Here is a 3524-nt window from a genome sequence, read left to right as displayed (position 1 = left end):
GGTCGTTGGCGCGGGAGAAGTAGCGGTGCTCGATGCCCTTGTTCTCCATCTCGGTGGAGTCGGCGGTGGCCGCCATGTCACCGAAGCCGGTGATGCCCTCGATGGAGAGGTCATCCAGGCCGCCGGTGACGACGAAGTCGGCCTTGCCCAGGGCGATCTTGTCGTAGCCCTCCTCGACGGAGACGGCGGCGGTGGCGCAGGCTGCGACCGGGTGGATCATCTGGCCGTAGCCACCGACGTAGGACTGCATGACGTGTGCGGCGACGACGTTCGGCAGGGCCTCCTGCAGGATGTCGTTCGCGCGCGGCTCGGCGAGCAGGCCGTCGATGTAGAGGGAGCGCATCGACTCGACGCCGCCCATGCCGGTGCCCTGGGTGGAGGACACGCGGGCCGGGTGGACCTCACGCAGCAGCTCCGCCGGGGTGAAGCCGGAGGAGAGGAACGCGTCGACGGTGCAGACGAGGTTCCACAGTGCGAGGCGGTCGAGGTTGTCGATCATGTCGGCGGGGATGCCGTACACGGCGGGGTCGAAGCCCTCCGGGATCTGGCCGCCGACGAAGCGCGACATGGTGGTGCGGCGCGGGACGCGGACGGCGGAGCCGGCGTGGCGGACGACGGTCCACTCGCCGGACTCCTCGTCGAGGAACGCGGAGGTGTGGTCCGGCTCGGAGTCGACGAAGGTCTTGGCCTCCTCCTTCGACGCGACGGAGAAGGACAGGTCCTTGTCCAGGTAGACGGTGGTCAGCTCCGGCGCCAGGTTGTCGACCATGAAGAAGTCGTCGTGGTAGCGGCGGACACCGACGCGGCCGAGGACCTCGTCGTGGTAGCGGTCGAAGATGTCCTCCTCCGCGATGGCGTTGTCGTCGTTGTCGTACCAGGCGTCGTTCTCCCAGCGGATGAGACCCATGGTCCAGGCGAGCTCGATGACGCCGGCGGCGGTGAGGTCGCCGGAGAGCTCGGCGTCGAAACGCGTGCGTGCGGAGCCGTAGGGGCCCAGCTCGCCGGCGCCGACGATGACGATCATGTCCTCCAGCTTCGTGGACACGCCGGAGAAGTCCGGGGCAGTCCACTCGAAGCGGCGGTACGGGGTCGGCAGGGCGGTGAGGGTGCGGGGCTCCTCGGCCTCCTGCTTCTCGACGCCCGCGGCCTCCGCCTCCGCGGCGGCCTCGGCCGCCAGCTGGGAGATGTTGACGTCGGACTCGCCGAGTCCGCCGGTGTAGTCCACGGTGACCGGGGACTGGGCGGCCGCGGCGCGGACCTCGTCGGTGATCTGGGAGACGAGCAGCTGCGCCATCTCCTCGTTGGAGAAGGTCTTGACGCCCTTGGACTCGATGGTCTCGACGAGCGGGTCGTTGCCGCCCATGAGGCCGGTGCCGCGGACCCAGCCGATGAAGGCGTGGACGAGGCTGGTGCGGTCGCCCCAGACCGGCTCGGCGTGCCAGCGGGTGACCAGCGCGTCGAGGGAGGCCTTGGACTCGCCGTAGGCGCCGTCGCCGCCGAAGCGGCCACGGTTCGGGGAGCCCGGGAGGACGACGTGGAGGCGCTTGCCGACGTGCGTGTCGGCGCCGATCTCGGACAGGCCGGCGATGAGACGCTCGACGGCCCACAGCAGCAGGCGCATCTGGGACTCGGCGGCCGGGCCGGCGTCGGCGAGGGAACCCATGACGCGCGGTGCGGCGAACGGGAACAGCAGGGTCGGGATGAGGGCCTTCTTGAGGACCTTCTTCTGACCGTTGACCGTGGCGGTCTGCTCGTTGCCGATCCACTCGATGACGGCGTCGAGGTCCGCGTAGGAGCTCAGGTTCGCCGGGATGACCCACAGTGCGGCGGTGCCGCGGGCCGCGGTGGCGTACAGGTTCTTGTAGTACGTCAGGCGGGAGTGGGACAGGCTCGAGGTGGTGACCACGACGGTGGCGCCACCCGCCAGCAGCTCGGCGACGACGCCGGCGGCGATGGAGTTCGGGGAGGCACCGGTGACCACGGCGACGTCCCCGGTGTACTCCAGGGCGTCGGTGTCGCGGGCCTGGGCGGCCAGCTCAGTGAGGCCGAGGAACTCCGCCTGCTTGGCGACGTTCTCGCCCGCACCCGTGACGTCCACGTCGGCGGCGTCGAGCTCACCGAGGGACACGCGGGTGAGGTCCTCGCGGGCGGAGGCCCAGCGGTCGTCGAGAAGCACGGCCTTGTCGGCGTCGAAGCTCGGGGCGACCTGGCGCGGCCAGTCGGAGCCCAGCTCGCGGGAGACCAGGTCGAACAGGGCGGCGTACTCGTCGCCCTCCTCCTCGACGCTCTGGGACTCGACCTGGTCGATGCCCAGCTGCGCGAGGATGGTGCGGGCGGTCTCCGCCAGCACACCCTCGCGGCCGGTGACCTGCTCGGCGAACTCGCCGAGAGCGGCGGAGTCGACGACGCCACCGGCGCCACCACCCGCGGACGGCAGGCCCACGGCGACGCCGCGGCGGGCGGCGACGGACTGGACGGCGGCGTCGATGAGCGCATCCAGCTCACCCGCGTTGGACGGGGCGGCCGGGGACAGGGTGGCCAGGTCGCCACCACGCAGGGAGGCACCCTCGCGGGCACCGATGACCACCTCGGCGACGACGTGGTCGGCCCAGCCCTGACCCAGCTGCCAGGTGCCGGTGACACGCTCGGCGATGTAGTTCGGCTTCTTGCCGGTCGGGCCGGTGATGCGACGCAGGGCGTCGGCGGCGGAGTCACCCAGGACCGGACCGAAGGCCTTGTAGCCCTTGGCCATCTTGGTGACGGTCTGCTTCAGGGCGGCCAGCTCGGCGTCGGCGGCACCGTCGATGGCGCCGAGACCGAACTCCACGCCGAGGTCCAGCAGCAGCTGGTTACGACGCGACGAGACACCCTCGACGAGGGTCTCGATGGAGTCGGTGGCACCCATCTGGTCCGGGCGGACCTTGGTCCAGATGGCGATGAGCATCTCGGTGGCATCAGCCGGGGTGAACTCGATGTCCTCCGGGCGTGGGCCACCGGTGGCCACGGGTGCGGCGGGCACGGCAGCCGGGGCTGCCTCGGGTGCGGCGGTGGCGGCAACCTGGGTGCCCTCCGTCGCGGGCGTGTCGACAGATGCGGCCTCACCATCAGCGGGCTCGGAGGCCAGTTCGCGGACCACCTCGTCGGTGGCGAAGACCACCGGGCGGTCGCGTTCGATGTTGAGGACCTCGATCTCAGCCTCGCGGTACTGCGGCAGGTTGAGGGTCTGGCCCATCATGTTGGCCACGGTCGGGGCGGAACCGACACCGACCTCCACGAAACGCTCGACACCCAGGCCGCCGTTCCCGCGGGAACGGATGAGCAGGTCCTGGGTTTCGATCCAGCGGACCGGGGAGGCGAACTGCCAGGCCAGCAGCTCGATGAGCAGGGTGCGCGCGAGCTTCTGCTCCTCGCGTGCTGCCGCCTCGAAGTCGGCGAGGATCTCGCTGACGTACGGGGAGTCGACGACCTCAGCCATGGACTCGACGAACTCACGGGTGAGCTCGAAGGGACGGGCCACCAGGTTC

Annotated in this window: 1 protein-coding gene; it reads right to left on the bottom strand. The window is 70.7% G+C overall.

Features of this window, described 5'->3' with window-relative positions:
• Nucleotides 1–3524, bottom strand: a 3524-nt coding sequence (locus GXZ33_RS04885) for a beta-ketoacyl synthase N-terminal-like domain-containing protein (RefSeq protein ID WP_291339760.1), incomplete at both ends; no start/stop codon positions are given.

The sequence above is a fragment of the Corynebacterium sp. genome, assembly GCF_012838985.1.
Classification (GTDB): domain Bacteria; phylum Actinomycetota; class Actinomycetes; order Mycobacteriales; family Mycobacteriaceae; genus Corynebacterium.
The sequence above is the reverse complement of the archived record's forward strand: the minus strand, read 5'-3'. Positions and strand labels throughout refer to the sequence as shown.